Origin of the sequence: Cobetia sp. 2AS (assembly GCF_029846355.1) — a bacterium.
Lineage (GTDB): Bacteria > Pseudomonadota > Gammaproteobacteria > Pseudomonadales > Halomonadaceae > Cobetia > Cobetia amphilecti.
This window is the reverse complement of record NZ_JARWKQ010000006.1, coordinates 142,446-166,018: the sequence shown is the minus strand read 5'-3', so window position 1 is coordinate 166,018 and position 23,573 is coordinate 142,446. Positions and strand designations below refer to the sequence as shown.

17 protein-coding genes and 1 pseudogene are annotated in these 23,573 nt (G+C 63.7%); 17 read left to right on the top strand and 1 reads right to left on the bottom strand.

What is annotated here, in order from left to right; all coding sequences use genetic code 11:
- The first annotated feature begins 3 nt into the window (after window positions 1-3).
- The 15 genes and pseudogenes from frr (at window position 4) to tilS (ending at window position 19,321) form a co-directional block, all read left to right on the top strand.
- Window positions 4-561, top strand: a complete 558-nt coding sequence (frr, locus tag QD356_RS15520; RefSeq protein ID WP_043333023.1) for a ribosome recycling factor — start codon at window positions 4-6, stop codon at window positions 559-561.
- A gap of 54 nt (window positions 562-615) precedes the next feature.
- The gene (uppS, locus tag QD356_RS15515) at window positions 616-1,359 is read left to right on the top strand and encodes a polyprenyl diphosphate synthase (protein WP_043333020.1); all 744 of its coding nucleotides are present in this window, start codon (window positions 616-618) and stop codon (window positions 1,357-1,359) included.
- Entirely contained in the window at window positions 1,359-2,162 is an 804-nt protein-coding gene (locus QD356_RS15510; protein ID WP_192839169.1) for a phosphatidate cytidylyltransferase, read from the top strand. The genes uppS and QD356_RS15510 overlap by 1 nt, the downstream gene beginning before the upstream one ends.
- 53 nt (window positions 2,163-2,215) lie before the next feature.
- Entirely contained in the window at window positions 2,216-3,418 is a 1,203-nt protein-coding gene (ispC, locus tag QD356_RS15505; protein ID WP_192839201.1) for a 1-deoxy-D-xylulose-5-phosphate reductoisomerase, read from the top strand.
- Between the two features lie 88 nt (window positions 3,419-3,506).
- Window positions 3,507-4,862, top strand: coding sequence for a sigma E protease regulator RseP (gene rseP / locus QD356_RS15500; protein ID WP_043333016.1), 1,356 nt, complete (start codon window positions 3,507-3,509; stop codon window positions 4,860-4,862).
- 245 nt (window positions 4,863-5,107) lie between these two features.
- Window positions 5,108-7,444: an outer membrane protein assembly factor BamA gene (gene bamA / locus QD356_RS15495; RefSeq protein WP_192839168.1), complete on the top strand. Its 2,337-nt coding sequence runs from the start codon at window positions 5,108-5,110 to the stop codon at window positions 7,442-7,444.
- Between the two features lie 145 nt (window positions 7,445-7,589).
- Window positions 7,590-8,102 (top strand): OmpH family outer membrane protein, encoded by a 513-nt coding sequence (locus QD356_RS15490; protein ID WP_043333014.1) that lies wholly within the window; start codon window positions 7,590-7,592, stop codon window positions 8,100-8,102.
- A 92-nt stretch (window positions 8,103-8,194) separates the two neighbouring features.
- Window positions 8,195-9,232, top strand: a complete 1,038-nt coding sequence (lpxD, locus tag QD356_RS15485) for a UDP-3-O-(3-hydroxymyristoyl)glucosamine N-acyltransferase (RefSeq protein WP_192839167.1) — start codon at window positions 8,195-8,197, stop codon at window positions 9,230-9,232.
- 193 nt (window positions 9,233-9,425) lie between these two features.
- Complete coding sequence (gene fabZ, locus QD356_RS15480; protein WP_043333010.1) at window positions 9,426-9,869, top strand: 3-hydroxyacyl-ACP dehydratase FabZ; 444 nt, start codon at window positions 9,426-9,428, stop codon at window positions 9,867-9,869.
- Window positions 9,866-10,633, top strand: coding sequence for an acyl-ACP--UDP-N-acetylglucosamine O-acyltransferase (gene lpxA / locus QD356_RS15475; protein WP_043333008.1), 768 nt, complete (start codon window positions 9,866-9,868; stop codon window positions 10,631-10,633). Before fabZ ends, lpxA begins: the two co-directional genes overlap by 4 nt.
- A gap of 2 nt (window positions 10,634-10,635) precedes the next feature.
- Entirely contained in the window at window positions 10,636-11,787 is a 1,152-nt protein-coding gene (lpxB, locus tag QD356_RS15470; protein WP_192839166.1) for a lipid-A-disaccharide synthase, read from the top strand.
- Window positions 11,788-11,888: 101 nt separating this feature from the next.
- Window positions 11,889-12,533, top strand: a pseudogene (gene rnhB / locus QD356_RS15465) (ribonuclease HII); the annotation flags it as partial.
- A 374-nt stretch (window positions 12,534-12,907) separates the two neighbouring features.
- Window positions 12,908-16,408, top strand: a complete 3,501-nt coding sequence (dnaE, locus tag QD356_RS15460) for a DNA polymerase III subunit alpha (RefSeq protein WP_054556522.1) — start codon at window positions 12,908-12,910, stop codon at window positions 16,406-16,408.
- 276 nt (window positions 16,409-16,684) lie between these two features.
- Window positions 16,685-17,638, top strand: coding sequence for an acetyl-CoA carboxylase carboxyl transferase subunit alpha (gene accA / locus QD356_RS15455; protein ID WP_043333001.1), 954 nt, complete (start codon window positions 16,685-16,687; stop codon window positions 17,636-17,638).
- A 159-nt stretch (window positions 17,639-17,797) separates the two neighbouring features.
- Window positions 17,798-19,321 (top strand): tRNA lysidine(34) synthetase TilS, encoded by a 1,524-nt coding sequence (gene tilS / locus QD356_RS15450; RefSeq protein ID WP_192839164.1) that lies wholly within the window; start codon window positions 17,798-17,800, stop codon window positions 19,319-19,321.
- Between the two features lie 44 nt (window positions 19,322-19,365).
- Here the strand turns inward: tilS and ppx are convergent, their stop codons facing one another.
- Window positions 19,366-20,850 (bottom strand): exopolyphosphatase, encoded by a 1,485-nt coding sequence (gene ppx / locus QD356_RS15445; RefSeq protein ID WP_192839200.1) that lies wholly within the window; start codon window positions 20,848-20,850, stop codon window positions 19,366-19,368.
- 481 nt (window positions 20,851-21,331) lie between these two features.
- Here ppx and trxA point away from each other — a divergent pair, with 481 nt between their 5' ends.
- A complete protein-coding gene (gene trxA, locus QD356_RS15440; RefSeq protein WP_043332999.1) occupies window positions 21,332-21,658 on the top strand; it encodes a thioredoxin in 327 nt (108 codons plus the stop codon).
- Window positions 21,659-22,233: 575 nt separating this feature from the next.
- Window positions 22,234-23,493 carry a transcription termination factor Rho gene (gene rho, locus QD356_RS15435; protein ID WP_043332997.1) on the top strand — a complete coding sequence of 420 codons (1,260 nt, stop codon included), beginning with the start codon at window positions 22,234-22,236 and terminating at the stop codon, window positions 23,491-23,493.
- Window positions 23,494-23,573 lie beyond the last annotated feature (80 nt).

Genomic DNA, 23,573 nt, shown 5'->3' with positions numbered 1-23,573 from the left:
ACTGTGATCAACGACATCAAGAAAGACGCCGAATCACGCATGAAGAAGACCATCGAGTCCCTCGGTGCCGCCTTCGGCAAGATCCGTACGGGTCGTGCGCATCCCAGCATCCTGGATGCCGTGACGGTCGATTACTATGGTAGCCAGGTACCGCTGAATCAGGTGGCCAACATCACCACCGAAGATGCGCGCACCCTGACTGTCGTGCCGTGGGAAAAGCCCATGGTGCCGAAGGTCGAGAAGGCCATCATGACTTCTGACCTGGGTCTCAACCCGTCCACCGCCGGTGACGTGATTCGCGTCCCGATGCCGATGCTGACGGAAGAGACGCGTCGCGGTTACACCAAGCAGGCGCGTGCAGAAGCGGAAAACGCCCGCGTGGCGCTCCGCAATGTGCGTCGTGACGCCAATGGCGACATCAAGAGCCTGCTCAAGGACAAGGACATCTCCGAAGACGATGCACGTCGCGGAGAAGACGAGATCCAGAAGCTGACCGACAAGTATGTGGCGGAAGTCGACAGTGCTCTGGAGCACAAGGAAACCGACCTGATGCAGGTCTGATCGGGTCTGCCGCCGGCGCTTGCCGGCGGCATCCGGTGCTCGTAGCGAGACCCCATGACGTCACCGAATTCCCCCTCCACGCCACGCCATGTGGCGATCATCATGGACGGCAACAACCGCTGGGCGAAGTCCCGCGGCTGGGCTGGCATACGCGGCCATCGCGCCGGTGCCGAAACCGTCCGCAGTACCATCCGTCGCGCTGCCGAGCAGGGCGTGGAAGTGCTGACCCTGTTTGCCTTCTCCAGTGAGAACTGGAAGCGCCCGGCCAATGAAGTCAGTGCGCTGATGGAGCTGTTTCTGCTGGCGCTCAAGCGCGAGGTCAAGAAGCTTCATCGCCACGATATCCGACTCTCGGTCATCGGCGAGCGCAGCCGTTTTTCCAATTCGATTCAAAAGCATATCCAGAGCGCCGAAGACATGACGCGCGGCAATCGCGGCATGCACGTGGTGATCTGCGCCAATTATGGCGGTCGTTGGGATATCGCCGAGGCCGCCCGCCGTCTGGCGGAGCAGGTCGAGCGCGGCGAGCTCAAGGCCGCGGACATCGACGAGTCACGTCTCGGGGCGGAAGTGTGCCTGAGCGAACTGCCGGAGGTGGATCTGTGTATCCGCACCAGCGGTGAGCAGCGCATCTCCAACTTCCTGATCTGGCAGCTGGCCTATGCCGAGTTCTATTTCTCGCCCGTACTGTGGCCTGATTTCGATGCGGCGGCCTTCGATGAAGCGCTCAGCGCCTACGCCCTGCGTCAGCGTCGTTATGGCATGACCAGCGAACAACTCGACGCCGAGGGGCTCTAGTGCTCAGACAACGAATCATCACCGCGCTCATTCTCGCGCCGCTGGCGCTGTGGGGGCTGTTCGGCCTCGACGGTGCCGCCTTTGCCGCCTTCACCGGGGCTGTCGTCGCGCTGGCCGCCTGGGAGTGGTCCAACCTGTCTGGCGTGCGTGCCGGCATGGCGCGTCTGCTGTTCCCGCTGGTGCTCAGCGTGCTGATGCTGCTGGTCTGGCAGTTTGATGGCGCTCTTGCGCGTTGGCCGCTGTATCTGGCGGCACTGGCATGGCTGGTCAATCTGCGCTGGGTGATGCGCTATCCGGCCGCCAGTCAGGAATGGCAGGCGACCGGCGTGCGGCTGGGCGTCGGCGTGCTGGCACTGCTGCCGACCTGGTTCGGCTTCGTGCAGCTCAAGGCCAGTGGCGGCGAGTGGCTGCTGTATGTGCTGCTGATGGTGTGGGCGGCGGATATCGGTGCCTACTTCTCCGGCAAGCGCTTCGGCAAGCGCAAGCTGGCGCCGCGCGTCAGCCCGGGCAAGTCCTGGGAGGGCGTCTACGGTGGTCTGGTGGCCACCGGCCTGCTGGCGACCGGCTATGCGCTGGCGGGGCTGGCCGACTGGCTGCCGCTGCTGCTGGTCACGCTGGGCGTGACGGCCGTCTCGGTGCTGGGTGACCTGCTCGAGAGCATGTTCAAGCGCCAGCGTCAGATGAAGGACTCAAGCCATCTGCTGCCCGGTCATGGTGGCGTGATGGACCGCATCGACAGCCTGACCGCAGCGGTGCCGCTGTTTGCCCTGCTGTTGCCGTGGGTGCTGGGAGGTGGTGCGTGAGCACGAATGTGAACGTGAGCGTGAACCACGAGACTCCTCATGAGGCGCCTGCGTTGCAGCGCATCACCATCCTTGGCGCGACCGGCTCCATCGGGTCCAGCACCCTGGATGTGATCGCGCGCCATCCCGAGCGCTATCGGGTGCATGCGCTCAGCGCTGCCACGCGTCACGAGGCGCTGCTGGAACTGTGCCTGACGCATCGCCCGCAGGTGGCGGTGATCGCCTCGCGCGAGGCGGCTGCGTGGCTCAGTGAGGCGCTCAAGGGCGTCGAGAGCTATCAGGGCACGCCCATCGAGGTACGCCACGGTGAGCAGGCGCTGGTCGACATCAGCGAGGCGCCTGAAGTCGATAGCGTGATGGCCGCCATCGTCGGTGCGGCTGGTCTGTTGCCGACGCTGGCGGCGGTGCGGGCCGGCAAGCGCGTGCTGCTGGCCAACAAGGAAGCGCTGGTGTGTGCCGGGCAGCTGTTCATGGATGCGGTGAAGCAGCACGGGGCGACCCTGCTGCCGATCGATTCCGAGCACAATGCCATCTTCCAGTGCCTGCCGGCCCAGCATCGTGATGGCCTGGCGCCGATCGGCGTCGAGAAGCTGTTGCTGACCGCCTCCGGCGGCCCGTTCCGCGATGATGCCGAATGGCCTGCCGAGCGGCTGGCCACGGTGACACCGGACGAGGCCTGCGCGCACCCCAACTGGTCGATGGGGCGCAAGATTTCCGTCGATAGCGCCACCCTGATGAACAAGGGCCTGGAGCTGATCGAGGCCTGCTGGCTGTTCGCCTGCGGGCCGGACGACATTCAGGTGGTCGTGCATCCCCAGAGCGTGATTCACTCGATGGCGGCCTACAGTGATGGCTCGGTGCTGGCCCAGATGGGCAATCCGGACATGCGTACGCCGATCGCCTATGCGCTGGCGTGGCCGGAGCGTATCGATGCCGGCGTCGAGCCGCTGGACCTGTTTCAGGTCGCGCGCCTCGATTTCCGTGCCGCCGACGAGACGCGCTTCCCGTGTCTGCGGCTGGCGCGCGAGGCCATCGCGGCAGGCGGCACCTGGCCTGCGGTGATGAATGCCGCCAACGAGGTGGCCGTGGCCGCCTTCCTCGAGGGTCGCCTGGCCTTCGATCGAATCCCGGCAGTGGTGCAGGCCGTCATGCAGGCGCGTCCGCCACTGGCGGTGGATGGCCTCGAGGTGATTCTCGCCGAAGACGCGGCGGCGCGTGAGCTGGCTGCCGCCGAGTTGGCCCTCGCCGGGCCCTGAAATCCTATCTTGCACTGTCTTGTCACTTTCTTCGTGAGCGTGGCAAGGCAGGCTGCCCATCTCGGGCACCAATCTCCAGGAGCGCGTGATGGGTGTGATCCAGAATATTCTTGCCGTGATCGTCGTGTTGGGGGTGTTGATCACCATCCATGAGTACGGTCATTTCTGGGTCGCGCGTCGTTGCGGCATCAAGGTGCTGCGCTTCTCCATCGGCTTCGGCAAACCCTTCTGGTCATGGACCGATCGCCACGGCACCGAGTACGGGGTCGCCGCCATCCCGCTGGGTGGCTACGTCAAGATGCTGGATGAGCGCGAAGGGCCGGTCGATCCGGCCGAGCGTCATCTGGCCTTCAATACCAAGTCGGTGTGGAAGCGTATCGCCGTCGTCTCGGCGGGCCCGCTGGCCAACTTCCTGCTGGCCATCGTCGCCTACTGGGCGCTGTTCGTCGCCGGTACCACCACGGTGGTGCCGATGGTCGGTGCCGTGGCACCGGACTCGCCGGCTGGCCGCGCCGGCCTTGCGCCGAAGACCGAGATCGTCGCCATCAATGGTCAGGCCACTCCCTCGTGGGATGAGGTCAACCTGCGCTTGATCGGTGCGATCGGCGATGACAGCCTGACGCTCACCACACGTGCCGAGGGTGCCAGCGCCACGCGTGAGCAGTCCCTCGACGTGACACGCTTCCTGGTCGATCAGGATCCGCCGCGTCCGCTGGTGACGCTGGGCATCACGGCCTGGCGTCCTCAGTTGCCGGCGGTGCTGGGGCGTGTGCTGGACGGTGGTGCCGCTCAGGCGGCAGGCCTGCAGGCCGGTGACCGCATCGTCAGCATCGATGGCACCCTGGTGGTCGACTGGATCGATTTCGTCGAGCGCGTGCGCGGTGCGCCGGGCGAGACGCTGTCGGTGCTGGTGGCGCGTGATGGCAAGGAAGAGACGCTGTCACTGACCCCCGCCAGCAATTCGCTCGATGACGGGCGTGTGGTGGGGCAGGTCGGTGCCGGCGTCGAGAACGTCAGCTGGCCCGAGCAGTACCAGCGCGAGCTCAGCTTCGGGCCGCTGGCGGCAGTGGGGCAGGCCGTCGGCAAGACCGGCGAGATGACGGTGCTGACGCTGGATTCGATCCGCAAGATGCTGGTCGGCCTGATCGCACCGTCCAACCTGTCTGGCCCGATCACCATCGCGCGTATCGCCGGCGACACGGCGCGCTCCGGCCTCGAGGCCTTCCTCGGCTTCATGGCCTATCTCTCCATCAGCCTGGGTGTCCTGAACCTGCTGCCGATTCCGGTGCTGGATGGCGGGCACCTGCTGTTCTATCTGGTGGAAGCCGTGCGCGGCAAACCACTTTCGCAAGAGGTCCAGAATGCGGGGTTGAAGATCGGCATGGCGCTGGTCGGTTCCCTCATGCTGATGGCCATCTACTTCGATCTCATGCGTCTTTGGTGACGGATTCGGGGAGCCATCAGCACGTGATGGCTCCCGCAGGATGAACCGAATCTGAACTGTCGATGCCCATGGGGGTCAATTCATTGCACGGGCTGGTCAATGCGATCAACTCCCGTCATCATGCCCACACGACTTCGGCCCCGATTGCCGATCCTCACTCGTAGCTGTCTTGTCAGTTGCAGGGGGTTGTGTATAAGGTGCCTGTTCACCCAAGCGGGCGGAATCCAGAGAAGCGAAGCGACTGCATGAAACTCAAGACCATTGGATTGGCAGCTGCGCTGCTCGGGGCCAGTCAGGGCGCCTTGGCCGCATCTTTTAAAATTTCGGACATCCGGGTAGAGGGCCTCCAGCGCGTGTCTGCGGGCACCGTCTTCAACGCCTTCCCCGTCTCCGCGGATCAGAATGTGGAAGAAGAGGACCTGTCCTCGGCTGCGCGTCAGCTGTTCGACACGGGCCTGTTCGACGACATCCGTCTCAAGCGTGATGGCGATGTCCTGATCATCGATGTGGTCGAGCGTCCGACGATCTCCAAGATCGAGATTGACGGCAACTCGCAGATTCCCGACGAAGACCTGCGCAAGGGCCTCAAGGAAGCAGGGCTGGCCGAGGGTCAGGTTCTGCAGCGCTCCACGCTGGAAGAGATGCAGCGTGAGCTCGAGCGTGTCTACCAGGCTCAGGGCCGCTACAGCGCGCGTATCGAGACCTCCGTCGAGGAACTCGAGCGTAACCGCGTACAGGTCAACATCGACGTCAAGGAAGGCGCGATCGCCAAGATTCATCAGATCAACATCGTTGGCAACGATGCCTTCGATGACGAGACCCTGCGCGAACAGCTGGAGCTGGAAGACAAGCCGAGCTGGTTCTTCGGCTGGTTCTCCGATGATGAATACTCGCGTGAGAAGCTGACCGGCGATATCGAGACCCTCAAGTCCTGGTATCTCGATCGCGGTTACGTCAACTTCCAGGTGCGCTCGACCCAGGTGTCCATCTCGCCGGACAAGTCCGAGATCTTCGTCACCATCAACGTCGATGAAGGCAAGCCGTACAAGATCGGCAATATCGGCTTTGCCGGTGACCTGAAGATGAAGGAAGAGCGCGCCCGCGATCTGGTCAAGCTCGCCCCGGATGCCCTCTATTCCCAGCGTGATGTGACCGCTTCCAGCGAGGCGCTGCGCCAGGCACTGGGTGCCGACGGCTTCGCCTTCGCCAAGGTCAACGCGGTGCCAGAGGTCAATGAAGAGAGCGACACCGTCGATCTGACCTTCGCGGTCGATCCCGGCAAGCGTGCCTACGTGCGTCGCATCAACTTCAAGGGCAACACCACCACTGCAGACGAAGTGCTGCGTCGTGAGATGACCCAGCTGGAAGGTGCACCGGCCTCCACCGACAAGATCAAGCAGTCCAAGCAGAAGCTTGAACGCCTCGGCTTCTTCAAGCAGGTCGATGTCGACACGCGTCCTGTCGCCGGCGAGCCGGACCAGCTGGACGTCAACTACAACGTCGAGGAGCAGCCGTCGGGCTCGATCTCGGCGTCGGTCGGTTTCTCCCAGGGTGACGGTGTCATCTACGGGGTGGGCCTGTCGCAGAAGAACTTCCTGGGCACCGGTAACGAAGTCAACATCAACGCCCAGAAGTCGGATGACTACACCAACGTCAGCTTCGGCTACACCGACCCGTACTGGACGCTGGATGGCATCTCGCGCGGCTACAACATGTTCTACCGCAAGGTGGACTACGACGATGATGACGACGTCGCCAGCTACGCGACCGACAGCTTCGGTGGCGGGATCAACTTCGGTTACCCGATCAACGAGCTGTCACGTCTGAACTTCGGCGGCGGTTACGAGTTCGTGCGCGTCAAGGACTTCGACGACAGCCCGGCGGAGGTCACCCAGTTCATCGAGGATGAAGGCGAAGACTTCAACCTCTACAAGCTGACGGCCAGCTGGTCACGCAACAACCTCAACCGTGGCATCCTGCCCACGGCGGGCAGCTCTCAGCTGCTGTCGCTGGAAGTGGCGGTGCCGGGTTCCGATGCGGATTACTACAAGCTCCGCTACAAGGGATCCAAGTACTTCGAGCTGAGTCAGGACTGGTCACTCAAGTTCCGTACCGAGCTGGGCTATGCCAACTCGTTCTCCGGCGATACCTATCCGTTCTTCAAGAACTTCTATGCCGGCGGCCTGGGCAGCGTGCGTGGCTACAGCTCCAATACCCTGGGGCAGTCCACCACCGAACAGAACGATGGTGACGACGATACCATCGGCGGCAACATCCTGATCGAAGGTGGGGTGGACCTGATCTTCCCGATGCCCTTCATCAAGGACAAGCGCTCTGTGCAGCCGTCGTTCTTCGTCGATGCCGGTAACACCTATCTGACGTCGTGCTACGACGTGAGCTCCAGTGACACCAGCAGCTGTGAAAGCGGTGTCGACCTGGGCGAGCTGAATTACAGTGCCGGTATCGGCCTGTCGTGGATCACGCCGGTAGGCCCGCTGACCTTCAGTGTCGCCCAGCCGATCGGTGACGATGACGACGATGACACCGAGATCTTCCAGTTCTCGCTGGGCCAGACCTTCTAAGGCCGTACGAGGCCGCACCCGCTTGAGCCGGTGCGGCCTTCGTCACGACCACCGGCGGCGCTGTCCCTGTTCCGTCGCCGGTCCTCGCACCGTCGGTCGCTGAGTCATCAGTGACTGAACAACAGGCCTACAAGGAGTTTGTGTGATGCGTAAATTGACCCGCGCCCTGTGTCTGGCTGGTGGCCTTGCCGCCATGGCGACTCCGATGCTGGCACAGGCCACCGAAGTCGCGGTCCTCGACTGGCGCCAGGCGCTGTTGAGTTCCGACTCTGCCAAGATTTCCATGAACCAGCTCAAGAATCAGCTGGCCGGCAAGCAGGACCAGGCCAAGGCACTCGCCAAGGAACTGGAATCCCTGCAGGCCAAGCTGCAGAAGGACGGCGCCGTGATGTCCGATTCCGAGCGTCAGTCCGTGCAGCAGCAGCTGCGCCAGAAGGGCGGCCAGTTCCAGCAGCTGCGTGGCCAGGTCCAGCAGCAGCAGCAACAGGCGGAGCAGACCTTCCTCAAGCAGTCCAAGCCGAAGCTCGACAAGGCCATCCAGCAGGTCGTCGACAAGCATGGCATCGAGCTGCTGGTCGACCGCAATGCGACGGTCTACAGCAAGGACGGTATGGACCTGACCAATGAAGTGACTCAGGTGTTCAACTCGCTCAACTGAGTGCATCCCGCGCGCGAAAGCGTGCGGGATGTGTTGCATCCGAGCATGCCAACGCGAATGCGAGCCAGAGGCGCTCAGCGCCCAGAGACAGAATGAAAAAGCGACAATTCTCTTACACTCTCGAGGATCTGGCTCAGCGGCTGGGCGCTCGTCTCGTCGGTGCCCCGGCTGTCCGGGTCACCGGCCTGTCGACGCTGGTCGATGCTGAGCCCGGCGATATCGCCTTCCTCGCCAATCGCGCCTACCTCAAGTATCTCGGGGAAACCGCCGCGACTGCCGTGCTGCTGCATGAAAGCCATCTTGAAGAGTGCAAGGGCAATGCCCTCGTGCTGGACAATCCGTATCTGGCCTACGCTGAGCTGTCGCGTCTGTTCGATCCGCTGGCGGTCGAGCCTCAGGCGAGCGTGCACGCCAGTGCCGTCATCGACGAGACCGCAACCCTGGGGGCCAATGTCGAGGTCGGCCCGCAGGTCGTGATCGGTCCGGGCGTCAGCATCGGCGACAATACGCGCATTCACGCGGGTTGCGTGATCGGGGCTGACAGCGTGCTGGGCGAGAGCTGTCTGCTGCACCCCAATGTCACGCTCTATCATGGCGTGGTGATAGGGGCGCGCGCAGTACTCCATAGCAGCTGCGTGATCGGTGCCGATGGCTTCGGCTTTGCCCACGATGGCAAGGGCTGGCACAAGATCGCCCAGCTCGGCGGCGTGCTGATCGGCGATGATGTCGAAGTCGGCAGCTGCACCAGCATCGATCGTGGCGCGCTCGGCGACACCATCATCGGCAATGACGTCAAGATCGACTCCCAGGTCCAGATCGCGCACAACGTGCAGATCGGTGACCACTCGGCGCTGGCGGGCTGTGTCGGCATCGCCGGCTCCACCAAGGTCGGTCGCTACTGTCTGATGGGCGGTGGCGTGGGGCTGGCGGGGCACCTGGAAATCGCCGATGGCGTGCAGGTGACCGGCATGAGTCTGGTGACCAACTCCATCACCAAGCCGGGCGTCTATTCCTCCGGTACTGGCGCGATGGACAACGGCCTGTGGCGCAGAAATGCCGTACGTTTCAAGCAGTTGGATCAGTTGGCGCGACGCTTGAATCAGGTCGAGAAGAGTTTGAAGGACAAGTAGTACTGCAAGCCCGGGTAGTACCTGTCCAGAGCAGAGTCTCGCACCTGCTTGGCGCACTGTCGGGCAATGAGCGGCTGCCAGCCACGCGCAAGGACGCTATAATGCGCGCCATTGCCCGAACGGCGGTCCGGACCGTCATTACATGCCTGCCCGCGAGCGGCAGGCATTTCGTTATTTCAGAGGTTGCAAGCCAATGGTTATGGACGTCAACGAGATCCGTGAGTATCTCCCGCACCGCTATCCTTTCCTGCTGATCGATCGTGTCATGGACCTGACCCTTGGCGAGTTCATCGTCGCGCGCAAGAACGTCAGCATCAATGAGCCGTTCTTCAATGGTCACTTCCCGGAGCACCCGATCATGCCGGGCGTTCTGATCGTGGAAGCCATGGCTCAGGCGGCGGGTATTCTCGGCTTCAAGACCGTCGACAAACGTCCCGCCGATGGCTACATCTATTATCTCGTCGGAAGCGACAATGTGCGCTTCAAGCGCCCGGTGATGCCGGGTGACCAGCTCGAGATCAGCGCCCGCGTGCTGCGCGAGAAGCGTGGCATCTGGAAATTCGCCTGTCAGGCCAAGGTCGACGGCGATCTGGTCTGCGAGGCCGAAATCATCTGTGCCGAGAGGAAGGTCGCTTGATACATCCTACTGCCATTGTCGATCCCGGCGCCCGCCTGGCCGATGATGTCGAGGTCGGCCCGTTCTGCGTGATCGGGGCTGATGTCGAGATCGGCGCTGGCACGGTGGTGGGGCCGCATGTCGTCATCAAGGGCACCACCGTCATCGGTGAGCGCAACCGTATCTTCCAGTTCGCGTCAGTGGGCGAGGACTGTCAGGACAAGAAGTACGCCGGTGAGCCGACGCGTCTGGAAATCGGGGATGACAACGTCATCCGCGAGGGCGTGACCCTGCATCGCGGCACCGTCCAGGATGCCAGCCTCACGCGTATCGGCAGTCGCAACCTGTTCATGGCCTACTCGCATGTCGGCCATGACTGCATCATCGGTGACGACTGCATCATGGCCAATCAGGCGACGCTGGGTGGTCATGTCCATCTCGGCAACCACGTCATCCTGGGTGGCCTGTCGGCGGTGCATCAGTTCTGCCATATCGGCGAACATGCCATGGCGGGTGGTGGCTCCATCATCACCAAGGACATCGCGGCCTTCGTGATGGTCAATGGCCATCCGGCGGAAGCGCATGGCCTCAACAGCGTCGGCCTCAAGCGTCGTGGCTTCAGCCGCGAGACCATCTCCGCGCTGAACACGGCCTACAAGACGGTCTTCCGTCAGGGCCTGACGCTGGCCCAGGCTCTCGAACAGCTGGAAGCCGAGCCGCCACTGGCCGAGCGCGATGTCTTCATCGCCTCGCTCAAGGCGTCCACTCGCGGTCTGACTCGCTGAGCATGCGCATCTACCTGGTAGCCGGCGAGCTCTCCGGTGACATCCTCGGTGCCAGCCTGATGCGCGCGCTCAAGGCGCGCTATCCCGATGTCGAGTTCCGTGGCATCGGCGGCCCGCGCATGCAGGCCGAGGGCTTCGACAGCCTCTACCCGCTGGAAACGCTGTCGGTGATGGGGCTGGTCGAGGTGCTCAAGCATCTGCCGGCGCTGATCAAGGTGCGTCGCCATCTGTTGCGCGACGCCCTTGAGTGGCAGCCCGACGTGATGATCGGCATCGATGCCCCGGACTTCAATCTGGGACTCGAGCTGCGCCTGCGCAAGCAGGGAATCACCACCGCGCACTACGTCAGCCCCTCCGTGTGGGCCTGGCGTCAGGGGCGCGTGAAGACCATTCGCCGCGCCGTCGATCGCATGCTGACCTTCCTGCCCTTCGAGGCCGCCTTCTATCGTGAGCATCAGGTGCCGGTGACCTTCGTCGGCCATCCGCTGGCCGATGAGTTGCCGCTCGAGGATGATCGCGCTGCTGCCCGTGGGCAGTTGGGGATCGACCTGGAAGTGCAGCTGCTGGCGGTATTGCCGGGCTCCCGCGCCAACGAGATCCGCTTTCTCGGCGAGACCTTCCTGGCCGCCATCGAGCGTCTCTGTCAGCGTTACCCCGGCCTTGAGGTGGTGATCCCGGCGGCCACGCCGCTGCGGCGCACCGAGCTCGAGTCCCTGATGGCGGAGCGCGCAGGGCTGGATCGCAGCCGCATTCATCTGGTGGATGGCCAATCGCGTGAAGCGATGACCGCCGCCGATGCCGTGCTGCTGGCTTCCGGCACAGCGGCGCTCGAGTGTCTGCTGTGCCATCGTCCGATGGTGGTGGCCTATCGCATGGCGCCGATGACGCATCGCATCGCGCGGCATATGGTCAAGACCGAGTGGATTTCCCTGCCCAATCTGATCGCCCGCGAGACGCTGGTGCCGGAGCTGATCCAGGACGCCGCCACGCCGGAGTCCATCGAGGAAAGCCTTGCGCCATTGCTGTCGCGTGCCGCCGGTGACGTCGCCCGCCAACGGGAACTGCGTGAGCGTTTCACCGCCATGCATCGTGAACTGACCTGTGATGCCAGCGCCGCGGCCGCCATCGCCATCGGTGAACTGGCCGGACGCTGATCCCGCGTGTCGCCGCCAGACATTGCGCTACCCTTGATTGAATCACTTCGACAGGCAGATCGCATTGGCGCTCTGCCTGTTGTCTTACGCCTCGAGATATCATGACCGACTCTGCCGACAGCCACGCCACCACGCCTTCTGCGCGCAAGCGTAAACCCGCCGATGATTTTCCGCCGCTGGTGATTCCCTATCAGGGGCAGTTGCTGGCCGGTATCGACGAGGTCGGGCGTGGGCCGCTGGTCGGCCCGGTGGTGGCGGCAGCGGTGATTCTTGACCCGAATGACCCCATCGAGGGCATCACGGACTCCAAGAAGCTCAGCGAGAAGAAGCGTCTGGCCCTCTACGAGCAGATTCGGGCCCGTGCCTGGGCGTGGGCGATCGCCGAGGCCACCAGTGACGAGATCGATGAGCTGAACATCTATCAGGCCACGCACCTGGCCATGCGGCGCGCCATCGATGCACTGGGCGTGCGTCCGGAATACCTGCTGGTGGATGGCAACCGCCTGCCGGGACACGAGATTCCCGGCATGGCGGTGGTGAAGGGCGATCTGCGCCACGCCGCCATCGGCGCGGCCTCGATTCTGGCCAAGGTGCATCGCGACGCCCAGATGGCGGCGCTGGATTCACGCTTCCCCGTCTATGGCTTCGCGCGTCATAAGGGCTACCCGACCCGCGAGCATCAGGCCGCCATCGAGGAACATGGCATCCTCACCTTGCATCGCAAGAGCTTCGGGCCGGTCAAGCGACTGTTCATGTCGGGTCACGTGCCACAGGCCGTGCCGCCAGACGCGCTGATCGCGCTTCCGGCCCCGGAGCCGAGCGAGGCAAGCGAGACGAGCCAGCACCCCACGGCAAAAAAGCCGCCAGCCGTGGTCTGACTGATGCCAGTGAGACCACGGCATCCCCGTCAGTCGAGCCTGCCCGGGTGGATGCTGCGCCTTCAGATGCCATGCCTTCAGACGATGGCGCTGACAGGCTATCCTTGAAGCCCGAGCCCGAGCCCGAGCCCGAGCCCGAGCCCGAGCCTTCAGCCTCGCAGCCGCCGGCGGCACCCGCAGCGACGACAGCACCAGCCGCAACCGAATCCTTCACCGTCACGCCGACTTCACGAGCCGATTCCATGACCACGCCCTTTGTTCACCTGCGCGTTCACACCGAGTTCTCCCTCGTCGATGGTCTGCCCGGCGTCAAGCCGCTGATCAAGGCGACCGCCGCGGCGGGCCAGCCGGCTGTCGCGGTGACTGACGAGGCCAACCTGTTCGGGCTGGTCAAGTTCTACTCCAATGCGCGCGCTGCCGGCATCAAGCCGATCATCGGGGCCGACATGTGGCTGATCAATCCCCAGGATGCCACGCGCCCGTATCGCCTCACGCTGCTGGCGATGAACGACACCGGTTATCGCAATCTTACCGAACTGATCTCGCGCGGCTGGACCGATGGCCAGAAGCAGGACCGCGCCTACCTCGAGAAACAGTGGATCTTCGAGCAGGCCGAGGGCCTGATCGTGCTGTCCGGTGGCCGTGAAGGCGAGATCGGCCGTCATCTGCTGTCGGACCACGAAGACAGCGCCCGGGCGCTGCTCGGTGAGTGGAAGGCGGTGTTCGGGGATCGCTTCTATCTGGAGCTGACCCGCACCCAGCGTCAGTACGAGGAAGAGTGCCTGCACCTGTCGGTGGCGCTGGCCGAGGCCACCGATACGCCGGTGGTCGCCACCAATGATGTGCGCTTCCTCAAGCGGGAGGACTACTGGGCCCACGAGACGCGCGTCTCCATCGGCGAAGGCAAGGCGCTGGATGACCCGCGGCGCGAGACCCGATACAGCGATGAGCAGTACCTGAAGAGCGCCGAGGAGATGAGCGAGCTGTTCTCCGACATTCCCGAGGCGCTCGAGAACAGTGTGCTGATCGCGGCGCGCTGCTCGGTGACCGTGCAGCTGGGCACCTACTTCCTGCCCGAGTTCCCGGTGCCGGAAGGCATGACGATGGACCAGTTCTTCCGCAAGGTCTCGCATGATGGCCTGACGGAGCGCCTCGACAAGCTGTATCCGCACGCCAGGCATCCGCGCGACAGCGAGGCCTGGGCCGAGATCGAGCAGCGCTATCGCACGCGGCTGGATTTCGAGCTCGACATCATCCTGCAGATGGGCTTCCCCGGTTACTTCCTGATCGTCATGGACTTCATCCAGTGGGGCAAGGACAACGGCGTGCCGGTCGGCCCGGGGCGTGGTTCCGGTGCCGGCTCGCTGGTGGCCTACGCCCAGAAGATCACCGATCTGGACCCGCTGGAATATGACCTGCTGTTCGAGCGCTTCCTGAACCCGGAACGTGTCTCCATGCCCGACTTTGACGTCGATTTCTGCATGGAGAAGCGTGACCGCGTGATCGACTACGTGGCCGAGCGCTACGGGCGCAACGCGGTCTCGCAGATCGTCACCTTCGGCACCATGGCCGCCAAGGCCGTGGTGCGTGACGTGGCGCGTGCCCAGGGCAAGCCCTACTCGCTGGGTGACAAGCTCTCCAAGCTGATTCCCTTCGAGGTCGGCATCACGCTCGAGAAGGCCATCGAGCAGGAGCCGCAGCTCAAGGAATTCATCGACAACGACGAGGAAGCCCAGGAAATCTGGGAGATGGCGCTCAAGCTCGAGGGCACCACGCGCGGCACCGGCAAGCACGCCGGGGGCGTGGTGATCGCGCCGACCAAGCTGACCGACTTCGCGCCGCTGCTGTGTGATGAAGACGGCAGCGGTCTGGTGGTCCAGTTCGACAAGAACGACGTCGAGGAGGCCGGGCTGGTCAAGTTCGATTTCCTGGGTCTGCGCACCCTGACCATCATCGACTGGGCGACCGAGATGGTCGACAAGATCCGTGAGCGGGAAGGGCTGGCGCCGCTGGATATCGATGATATCCCGCTGGATGACGCCAAGACCTTCGACATGCTGCAGAAGGCGGAGACGACGGCCGTCTTCCAGCTGGAATCCCGCGGCATGAAGGAGCTGATCAAGAAGCTCAAACCCGACTGCCTGGAAGACATGATCGCCCTGGTGGCCCTGTTCCGTCCCGGCCCGCTGCAGTCCGGCATGGTGGATGATTTCATCAACCGCAAGCACGGCCGTTCCGAAGTGTCTTATCCACACCCGGATTACCAGCATGAGCTGCTCAAGCCGGTACTGGAGCCGACCTACGGCATCATCCTGTACCAGGAGCAGGTCATGCAGATCGCGCAGGTGCTGGCCGGCTATACGCTGGGTCAGGCCGACATGCTGCGCCGCGCGATGGGCAAGAAGAAGCCGGAAGAGATGGCCAAGCAGCGCGCCGGCTTCATGGAAGGCTGTGCGGGCAAGGGCATCGACAAGGACCTCGCCGGCAACATCTTCGACCTGGTGGAAAAATTCGCCGGTTACGGCTTCAACAAGTCGCACTCGGCGGCCTATGGTCTCGTCTCCTACCAGACCGGCTGGCTGAAGGCGCACTATCCGGGGCCGTTCATGGCCGCGGTGATCTCGACCGAGATGCAGACCATCGAGAAGGTAGTGCCGCTGATCGAGGAGTGCCGTCATATCGGCCTGACGGTCACGCCGCCGGATGTGAACATCGGCGGCTACAAGTTCACCGTCGATCTGGAAGGGCGCGTCGTCTACGGCCTGGGCGCCATCCGTGGCGTCGGCGAGGGCCCGATCGATGCGATCGTCAGCGCGCGCGCCGAGGGTGGCCCGTTCAGCGACATCTTCGATTTCTGCAAGCGCATCGACGCCAAGAAGATCAATAAGCGCACCCTGGAAGCGCTGATCCGCTCCGGCGCGCTGGACAACATCGGCCCGTCGCGTGCGGTGCTGATGCTGGCGGTGGAGGATGCGCTCAAGGCCGCCTCCCAGAATCACGCCAACAATGATGTCGGCATCACCGACATGTTCGGCGATGCCTTCAGCGAGCCGGAAACCGATGTCTACGCCGGCTATCGCAAGGCGCGCGAGTGGACCGACAAGGAGCGCCTCACCGGTGAGAAGGACACGCTGGGACTCTATCTGACCGGCCACCCCATCGATGAGTATGAGGGTGAGCTCAAGCGCTTCATCAATGCGCGCATCAGTGATCTGAAGCCGTCGCGTGAGCCGCAGCGCATCGCCGGGCTGGTGATCGCCATGCGCACCATGAAGTCCAAGCGGGGCGACACCATGGCCTTCGTGACCCTGGATGACCGCACCGGGCGCATCGAGGCCTCGATGTTCGGTGAGCTTTACGATCAGGTGCGCAACAAGCTGGTACCTGACAGCGTGGTGATCGTCGAGGGCGAGGTCAGCCAGGATGACTATTCCGGTGGCCTGCGTCTGCGCGGCAAGGATGTCACGCCGATCATCGATGCGCGGGCGCGCTTCGGTGAGGCGGTCGAGATGAGTATCGCCGCCGAGGACATCGGCGGTCGCTTCACCCAGCAGCTGACCACCTTGCTGACGCCGCACCTGGCCAGCGAAGGCCTGCCGATGCGCCTGCGTTATCGCAACGCCGCGGCGGAGGCCTGGCTGGAGCTGGGCGAGCAATGGCGCGTTGCGCCCAGTGATGAGTTGTTGATCCAGCTGGGTGAGGTGGAAGGCCAGCGCGGTGTGCGCCTCAAGTACCGTGACTGAGGTGCTGGCCCACAGGATGGTGCCTGCCTCGCCAAGCGGCGGGGCAGGCGCAGCACCGAGATGAGCGGCGTGGGTGCAGAGTTAATCCACGCCTAACAGGCGGGCAAGGTTTGCACCTGTCGAACAGGGTGCGATAATGCCTGTCCATCTTTTCCGTACCCAATTCCATGCCGACTGTGACCGCCGCGAGCCACAGATCGCCTGAGCGTGTGCTCAGGGGGAGTGACCCGGCCGACTCGCTTTCCTGGCTGCCCGAGACGACGAACGAAACGCCTTATGAATCCCAATTATCTGGACTTTGAACAGCCGATCGCCGAGCTGCAGGCCAAGATCGAGGAACTCCGTCTGGTCGGTAACGACTCCCAGGTCAACCTGTCTGACGAGATCGCTCGCCTGCAGGAAAAGAGCACCAAGCTCACCGAGTCCATCTTCAAGGACCTCGGCGCCTGGCAGGTATCTCAGCTGGCACGTCACCCGCAGCGCCCGTATACCCTCGACTACCTCGAGAATCTGTTCACGGATTTCGATGAGCTGCACGGCGACCGTCACTACGCGGACGACGAAGCGCTGGTCGGCGGTATCGCGCGTCTCGACGACAAGCCGGTGATGGTGATCGGTCACCAGAAAGGCCGCGACGTGAAGGAAAAGGTGCGTCGCAACTTCGGCATGCCGCGTCCGGAGGGCTACCGCAAGGCCTGCCGTCTGATGGAAATGGCCGAGCGTTTCAAGATGCCGATCCTGACCTTCATCGACACGCCGGGTGCCTATCCGGGCATCGGTGCCGAGGAGCGCGGTCAATCCGAGGCCATCGCCTACAACCTGGCGGTGATGTCTCGCCTGAAGACGCCGATCATCTCCACCGTCATCGGTGAGGGTGGTTCCGGCGGCGCACTGGCCATCGGCGTGTGTGACGAGCTGAACATGCTGCAGTACTCCACCTACTCGGTGATCTCGCCGGAAGGTTGCGCCTCCATCCTGTGGAAGAGCGCCGAGCGTGCCGCCGACGCCGCTGATGCGATGGGCATCACTGCCTCGCGTCTCAAGGAGCTGGGCTTCGTCGACAACCTGATCAAGGAGCCGCTGGGTGGCGCGCATCGCAACCCGCAGTCCGCCGCCGACAGCATCAAGGCTGCGCTGGGCGAAGGTCTGGAGCGTCTTGGCGCCCTGGATACCGATGCCCTGCTGGAGCGTCGTTACCAGCGCCTGATGAGCTACGGCGCCCCGGCATGATCCCGGTGCCTCTCGCGTGATGCGCGATCGGCTCATGCCCGCGTGACCAGGACGCCTCCGGATTCTTCCGGGGGCGTTCTTGCGTTCAGGGTCGGCGCTTTCTTCTCCACTTCCTTTTCTCCTCCACTTCCTTCATCCGCTTCGCGACAGGAGCCCGACATGTCTCTGTCCCCCTCACCGGATTCGCTGTGCCTGCGTGCTCAACCGCTGAGCGAGATGGCGGAGTCGCGGGCACTCGTCGCCGTGCGCGAGGCGCTCGAGGCCAGCGATGCCAGGCGCACGGTGTGGATCGCGCTCTCGGGCGGGCTGGATTCGGTGATGCTGGCGCGGCTGGCGGCACGCGCGCTCAAGGACTGCCCACGCCGAGTGCGGCTGGTGCATGTGCATCACGGCCTGCAGGCGGCCAACGATGATTTCGAGCAGCTGGCGCGCAGGCTGGCCTCGCGTCTCGGGCTACCGCTGAGCGTGCGTCATCTGGCGCTGGCGGAGACAGCACTCAAGTCGCGAGGACTGGAGGCGGCAGCGCGCGAAGGGCGGCTGGCGGCACTGAGCACCTGTCTGGTGGCGGGGGATAGCCTGTGGCTGGCGCAGCATCAGGATGATCAGGCCGAGACGCTGTTGCTCAACGCGCTGCGTGGCAGTGGCGGGCGCGGGCTGGCGGCCATGCCGCCTGAGCGGGCGCTGGCCGTGGGCGAGGCGTCTCCCGGGCAAGACCAGCTCGCCCATGAGCGGGCGCGACTACTCCGGCCGCTGTTGGGCATCCCGCGCCATGAAATCCTGACATTGGCGCGCCAGCAGGGCTTGCAGGCCGGGCGTGACTGGTGCGAAGACCCCAGCAATGTCGATCAGCAGTTTGATCGCAACTATCTGCGCCACAGTGTCGTGCCGCTGCTGCAGGCGCGCTGGCCGCAGGCCGTGGCCAGCCTGGCGCGTTCGGCGCAGCAGTTGCAGGAAGAGCAGTCACTGCTTGATGAGCTGGCGGCCGAGCTGCTGGCGAAGGTTCAGGTGTCAGGCGCAAAGCGCCTGGCTCAAGGACATGAGCGGGGACATGAGCAGGGGCAGGGACTAAATCAGGGCCTGGATCAGGGGCGGGAGCAAGAGACGCAGCTGTCACTGGCGAGGCTGGCAGGCTTGAGTGAGTCACGTCAGCGGTTGGTCCTGCGCCATCTATGCCAGTCGCGTGGCTGGCCGGTGCCGCCGCGGGGTCGCTTGATGAGCCTGCAGCAGTTGATCGCCACGCCGCCCGACTCGGTGGCCGAGGTGCACTGGGCCAATGCCGAATATGCCGTCAGCGTGCGTGCGTGGCGCGGCCAGCTGTGGTGGCAGGTGTCAGATACCGTTATTGAGCAGGGTGTGCGTCATCGACAAGGCGATACCGGCTACGCGAGAAGTGGTCGCCAACCCGGAGAGACGCCTTCCTCTGAGTGGGATGCTGAGGCGCGCAAGGCATGGCGGGCGCTGGGGAGGGACGAGCAGCATGTTGCCTTCACCTCACGTCAGCCGGGAGATGTACTGCGAGTGGCAGGGCGGGGGCGGCGTGATATCAAGCGTTTGCTGCAGGAAGCCGACATCCCGCCGTGGCAGCGTGACCAGTTGCGTGTGGCACGCATGCACGACGGGACAATCGCGGGGCTGTGGCATCCCTCGCGGGGCTGGTGGCTACTGGCCTCATTCACACAGTAGTGAGGCCAGCGGGCGGTCTCGCCGATGTCTTGCGCAGTGCTCGCTCAGGCATCGGCCAGTGTCAGCGTCATGCCGGCGGCTTTCTGCAACTCGCTTTCCTGGCTGAGGTCATCGTTGATCAGGCTGTGATCGCGATATTCCTCGGTCAGGTTGAGCGTCAGGTCGTCGCCTTCGGCGCTGAGGTGCATGCCGAGCACCGGCGCTTCCGAGCGTGAATGGTTGAGCATCACCGCTATGCGCAGCAGGCGTGCCAGACGCGCCAGACGCGGTTGCTGCGGCTCCGGCAGCGCCGCCAGTTCGTTCTTGGGGAACTTGCGACGGTGGGCGCGGACCAGGAAGGCCAGCGCGCGCTGTTCCGGACGCGAGAAGCCGAGTAGGTCGGAATGCTCGAGCAGGTAGGCGCCATGGCGATGGAACTGGCTGTGGGAAATCGCCTGGCCGACTTCGTGGAGGTCAGCGGCCCAGCTCAGCAGCTGACGTGACGTCGCCCCCAGCGCCCAGTCGCCGGCGACCTGATCGAACAGCTGCAGGGCGGTGTCGCGCACATTGCTGGCGTGGCGGGTATCGATGCCGTAACGACGCTGCAGCGACTCGATGGCCGACAGACGCGAATCCTCCGGCGTGTTGCGCCCGATCAGATCGAACAGTACGCCTTCACGCAGCGCGCCGTCGGAGTAACGCATCTGTTCCAGTCCCAGTGCCTCGAAGACACCGCACAGGATGGCGATGCCCGCCGGGAAGACGGTGGCGCGATCGCTCTTCAGGCCCGGCAGGCTGACCTTGTCGAGGCGCTTGAACTCCAGCAGTGCCGCGCGCAGCTTGTGCAGCCCTTCACGTGTGACCACGCCATGTGGGGCCCAGCCGTGCGCTTCCAGCACGTTGGCGGCGGCCTTGATGGTGCCCGAGGAGCCGACCGGGTCATCCCAGCCCATCTCGCGATAGGTGCGCTGGATGCTGGCCAGTTCCGAGCGTGCGGCCAGCTCGGCGCGGCGCATGCGCTTCTCGCTGATCTCGCCATCCTGGAAGAAGGCCTTGGTATAGGCGACGCAGCCCATGTGCAGGCTTTCCAGCAGCTGGGGCTCGAACTGCTCACCGATGATGAACTCGGTGGAACCACCGCCGATATCGACGATCAGGCGCTTGCCGTGCACATCGGCCAGTGCATGCGCCGCGCCCAGATAGATGAGGCGGGCTTCTTCGCGCCCGGCGATGATCTCGATGGGATGCCCCAGCAGGGCCTCGGCACGCTCGATCAGTTCTTCACTGTTACGCGCGGCGCGCAGGGCGTTGGTGCCCACGACCCGCAGATGGTCGGCCTCGATGCCATCGATGAAGGGCGCGAACTGGGCGAGGCAGTTGAGGGCGCGCTCCATGGCTTCCTCGCTGAGCATGCCGTCTTCGTCCAGCCCTGCCGCCAGCTGGACCTTCTCACCCTGCTTGGCCACGACCTGCAATTGCCCCGCCTGGTGGTTGGCCAGCAGCAGGTGGAAGCTGTTGGAACCCAGATCGATGGCGGCCAGCTTCAGCAGCGGGGCCTCGTTGCCGGCGCTGCCTTCATCAGAGGCGGTGGGTTGCGGGTGCTGGGAGGGTGCTGATTCACTCAAGGGCGGAGTCCTTTACGGCGGGTCATTCATGGCAGGCATCATGCACTGCCTCCTTCACGCCAACTCCTGCGACGGCTTCCTTGCGTAGCGACCATGGCGCAATGAAGTTGTCGTGAGCGTGGGCGGCCACCGGGCGCGAGCCTGCTGCGGGAAGATGACGCTGGCAGCAGGTCGCGGCGGCGACTCTCGCAAGATTGCGGCGACTGGCCAGAGGTGTCAAACCGGTGGCACACACGGCGCCATCACCACGAGGGGCTGGCGGCACATTCAGCGCATGGGGCATGCTATTCTAGCGGCGTGATATGACAGAACGACGAAGTCGCGGGTCATCATCACGCTCAATGAGTCGCAAGCCATCACGCAGCACAATCAGCAAGACCAAACGGGTCTGGGAGATAACGTCGCGATGAGCGAACGTGTGGTACCGATTGCAGAAAGGGACTTCGAATCCGTGGTGCTGGAGAGCGAGCATCCGGTGCTGGTGGATTTCTGGGCTTCCTGGTGCGGGCCGTGCAAGAGCGTGGCACCGACGCTGGAATCCCTGGCCGAGGAATACGAAGGGCAGCTCAAGATCGTCAAGGTCGATGTCGATGAAGCCCCTGAACTCGCCGCCCGCTTCGGCGTGCGCGGTGTGCCGACATTGATGCTGTTTGTGGGCGGCAATGTCGAAGCCAGCAAGGTGGGCGCCATGCCGCGCGCGCAGCTGGCAGCCTTTCTGGATGCCAATCTGTGAATCGGACCTTGCCGCCGCCGGGTGCCTTAAGCCGTCAGTGAAAGCGCCACGTCAGCGGCGGCTATTGCAGCGCTGGCTGGCCGCTAGCGAGCGCCACCAGGCCGCCGGGGCTTGCGTTCAGGGGCCGGCTTGACTACCATCGAGACGTTCGCCTGATTACACGCTCTCTGATTGCGTCATGTCGACCGTCCCACGGTCCCCCAGTTGTCAGCCAGCCCTCTGGTAATGCTGCCCGCGACACGCCGGCCAGCCACCAGGCGATTCATACCGCTAGATTCCATATCGAGAAGACTTTTCTGTCAGGAAGCATGACGCTCCGTGTCCCTTCGACCGGTCCGTCGTCGCTGGACATCCGTAGCTCGACACTCCGTTGCTGAATTCGTTGTTCGGCCGTGGTGAGTGATCTTTCCTGAACTTTTGGCACCTGTCTTCATCCAGCTCAGGCGCTTGCCTCCGGGAATGCTGTCGAGTTCTGTCTGCACCTTTGCAGTGCCGGTCCTTGCCTTCTGCCCGTCTTCTCGATTCCCTTCTTATCTATCAGCCCTGCTGACCTGAGCCACGTTCAAACAAAGCCGATGAATCTTACCCAACTCAAGCAAAATACTGTCCCCGAACTGCTGGAACTTGCCCAGACGATGGGCATCGATAATCTGGCACGTTCGCGCAAGCAGGACATCATCTTCGCCATCCTCAAGAAGCACGCGAAAAGCGGTGAGGACATCTACGGCGACGGCGTTCTGGAAATCCTGCAGGACGGCTTCGGCTTCCTTCGCAGTGCAGACTCTTCCTACCTCGCGGGCCCTGATGACATCTACGTTTCACCGTCCCAGATCCGTCGCTTCAATCTGCGCAAGGGCGACACCATCTCCGGCAAGATTCGACCGCCGAAGGAAGGGGAGCGTTACTTCGCGCTGCTCAAGGTCAATCAGATCAACTTTGACCGCCCCGAGAATGCCAAGCACAAGATCCTGTTCGAGAACCTGACGCCGCTGTTCCCGCAGTCGCGCCTGCTGATGGAAATCGGCAACGGTTCCACCGAAGACATCACCTCGCGCATCCTTGATCTGACCGCCCCGATCGGCAAGGGCCAGCGTGGCCTGATCGTCTCGCCGCCCAAGGCGGGCAAGACGATGATGCTGCAGAACATCGCCGCCTCCATCACGCGCAACAACCCCGAATGTCACCTCATCGTACTGCTGATCGATGAGCGTCCCGAGGAGGTTACCGAGATGTCGCGCACCGTGCGTGGCGAAGTCGTGGCCTCCACCTTCGATGAGCCGCCGGCCCGTCACGTCCAGGTCGCCGAGATGGTGATCGAGAAGGCCAAGCGTCTGGTCGAGCACAAGAAGGATGTCGTCATCCTGCTCGATTCCGTGACCCGTCTGGCGCGTGCCTACAACACCGTGGTGCCGTCCTCCGGCAAGGTGCTGACCGGTGGTGTCGACGCTCACGCGCTCGAGAAGCCGAAGCGCTTCTTCGGTGCCGCGCGTAACATCGAAGAAGGCGGCAGCCTGACCATCCTCGCCACGGCGCTGGTCGATACCGGCTCCAAGATGGACGAAGTCATCTTCGAGGAATTCAAGGGCACCGGTAACATGGAAGCTCACCTCGACCGCAAGCTGGCCGAGCGTCGTGTCTTCCCGGCCCTCAACATCCGTCGCTCCGGCACGCGTCGTGAAGACCTGATCGCGTCCGAGGATGAAATGCAGCGCATGTGGATCCTGCGCAAGCTGCTCAACCCGATGGAAGACGTGGCGGCTACCGAGTTCCTGATCGATCGCCTGAAAGATACCAAGACCAACCTCGAGTTCTTCGAGGCCATGAAGCGCCGCTGATCGACACTTGGCCCAGCCGGTTGGCTGGCCATGTTCTCGACAGGTGCTTGCCAGGACGCCCACTTCCCGCCCGGGAAGTG

Excerpts from the sequence above, each read along its gene's own strand:
- uppS (WP_043333020.1), top strand. The coding sequence starts at position 616 with ATGACGTCACCGAATTCCCCCTCCACGCCACGCCATGTGGCGATCATC.
- trxA (WP_043332999.1), top strand. The coding sequence starts at position 21,332 with ATGAGCGAACGTGTGGTACCGATTGCAGAAAGGGACTTCGAATCCGTG.
- bamA (WP_192839168.1), top strand. The coding sequence starts at position 5,108 with ATGAAACTCAAGACCATTGGATTGGCAGCTGCGCTGCTCGGGGCCAGT.
- dnaE (WP_054556522.1), top strand. The coding sequence starts at position 12,908 with ATGACCACGCCCTTTGTTCACCTGCGCGTTCACACCGAGTTCTCCCTC.
- rseP (WP_043333016.1), top strand. The coding sequence starts at position 3,507 with ATGGGTGTGATCCAGAATATTCTTGCCGTGATCGTCGTGTTGGGGGTG.
- lpxB (WP_192839166.1), top strand. The coding sequence starts at position 10,636 with ATGCGCATCTACCTGGTAGCCGGCGAGCTCTCCGGTGACATCCTCGGT.
- fabZ (WP_043333010.1), top strand. The coding sequence starts at position 9,426 with ATGGTTATGGACGTCAACGAGATCCGTGAGTATCTCCCGCACCGCTAT.
- QD356_RS15490 (WP_043333014.1), top strand. The coding sequence starts at position 7,590 with ATGCGTAAATTGACCCGCGCCCTGTGTCTGGCTGGTGGCCTTGCCGCC.
- accA (WP_043333001.1), top strand. The coding sequence starts at position 16,685 with ATGAATCCCAATTATCTGGACTTTGAACAGCCGATCGCCGAGCTGCAG.
- lpxD (WP_192839167.1), top strand. The coding sequence starts at position 8,195 with ATGAAAAAGCGACAATTCTCTTACACTCTCGAGGATCTGGCTCAGCGG.
- rho (WP_043332997.1), top strand. The coding sequence starts at position 22,234 with ATGAATCTTACCCAACTCAAGCAAAATACTGTCCCCGAACTGCTGGAA.
- tilS (WP_192839164.1), top strand. The coding sequence starts at position 17,798 with ATGTCTCTGTCCCCCTCACCGGATTCGCTGTGCCTGCGTGCTCAACCG.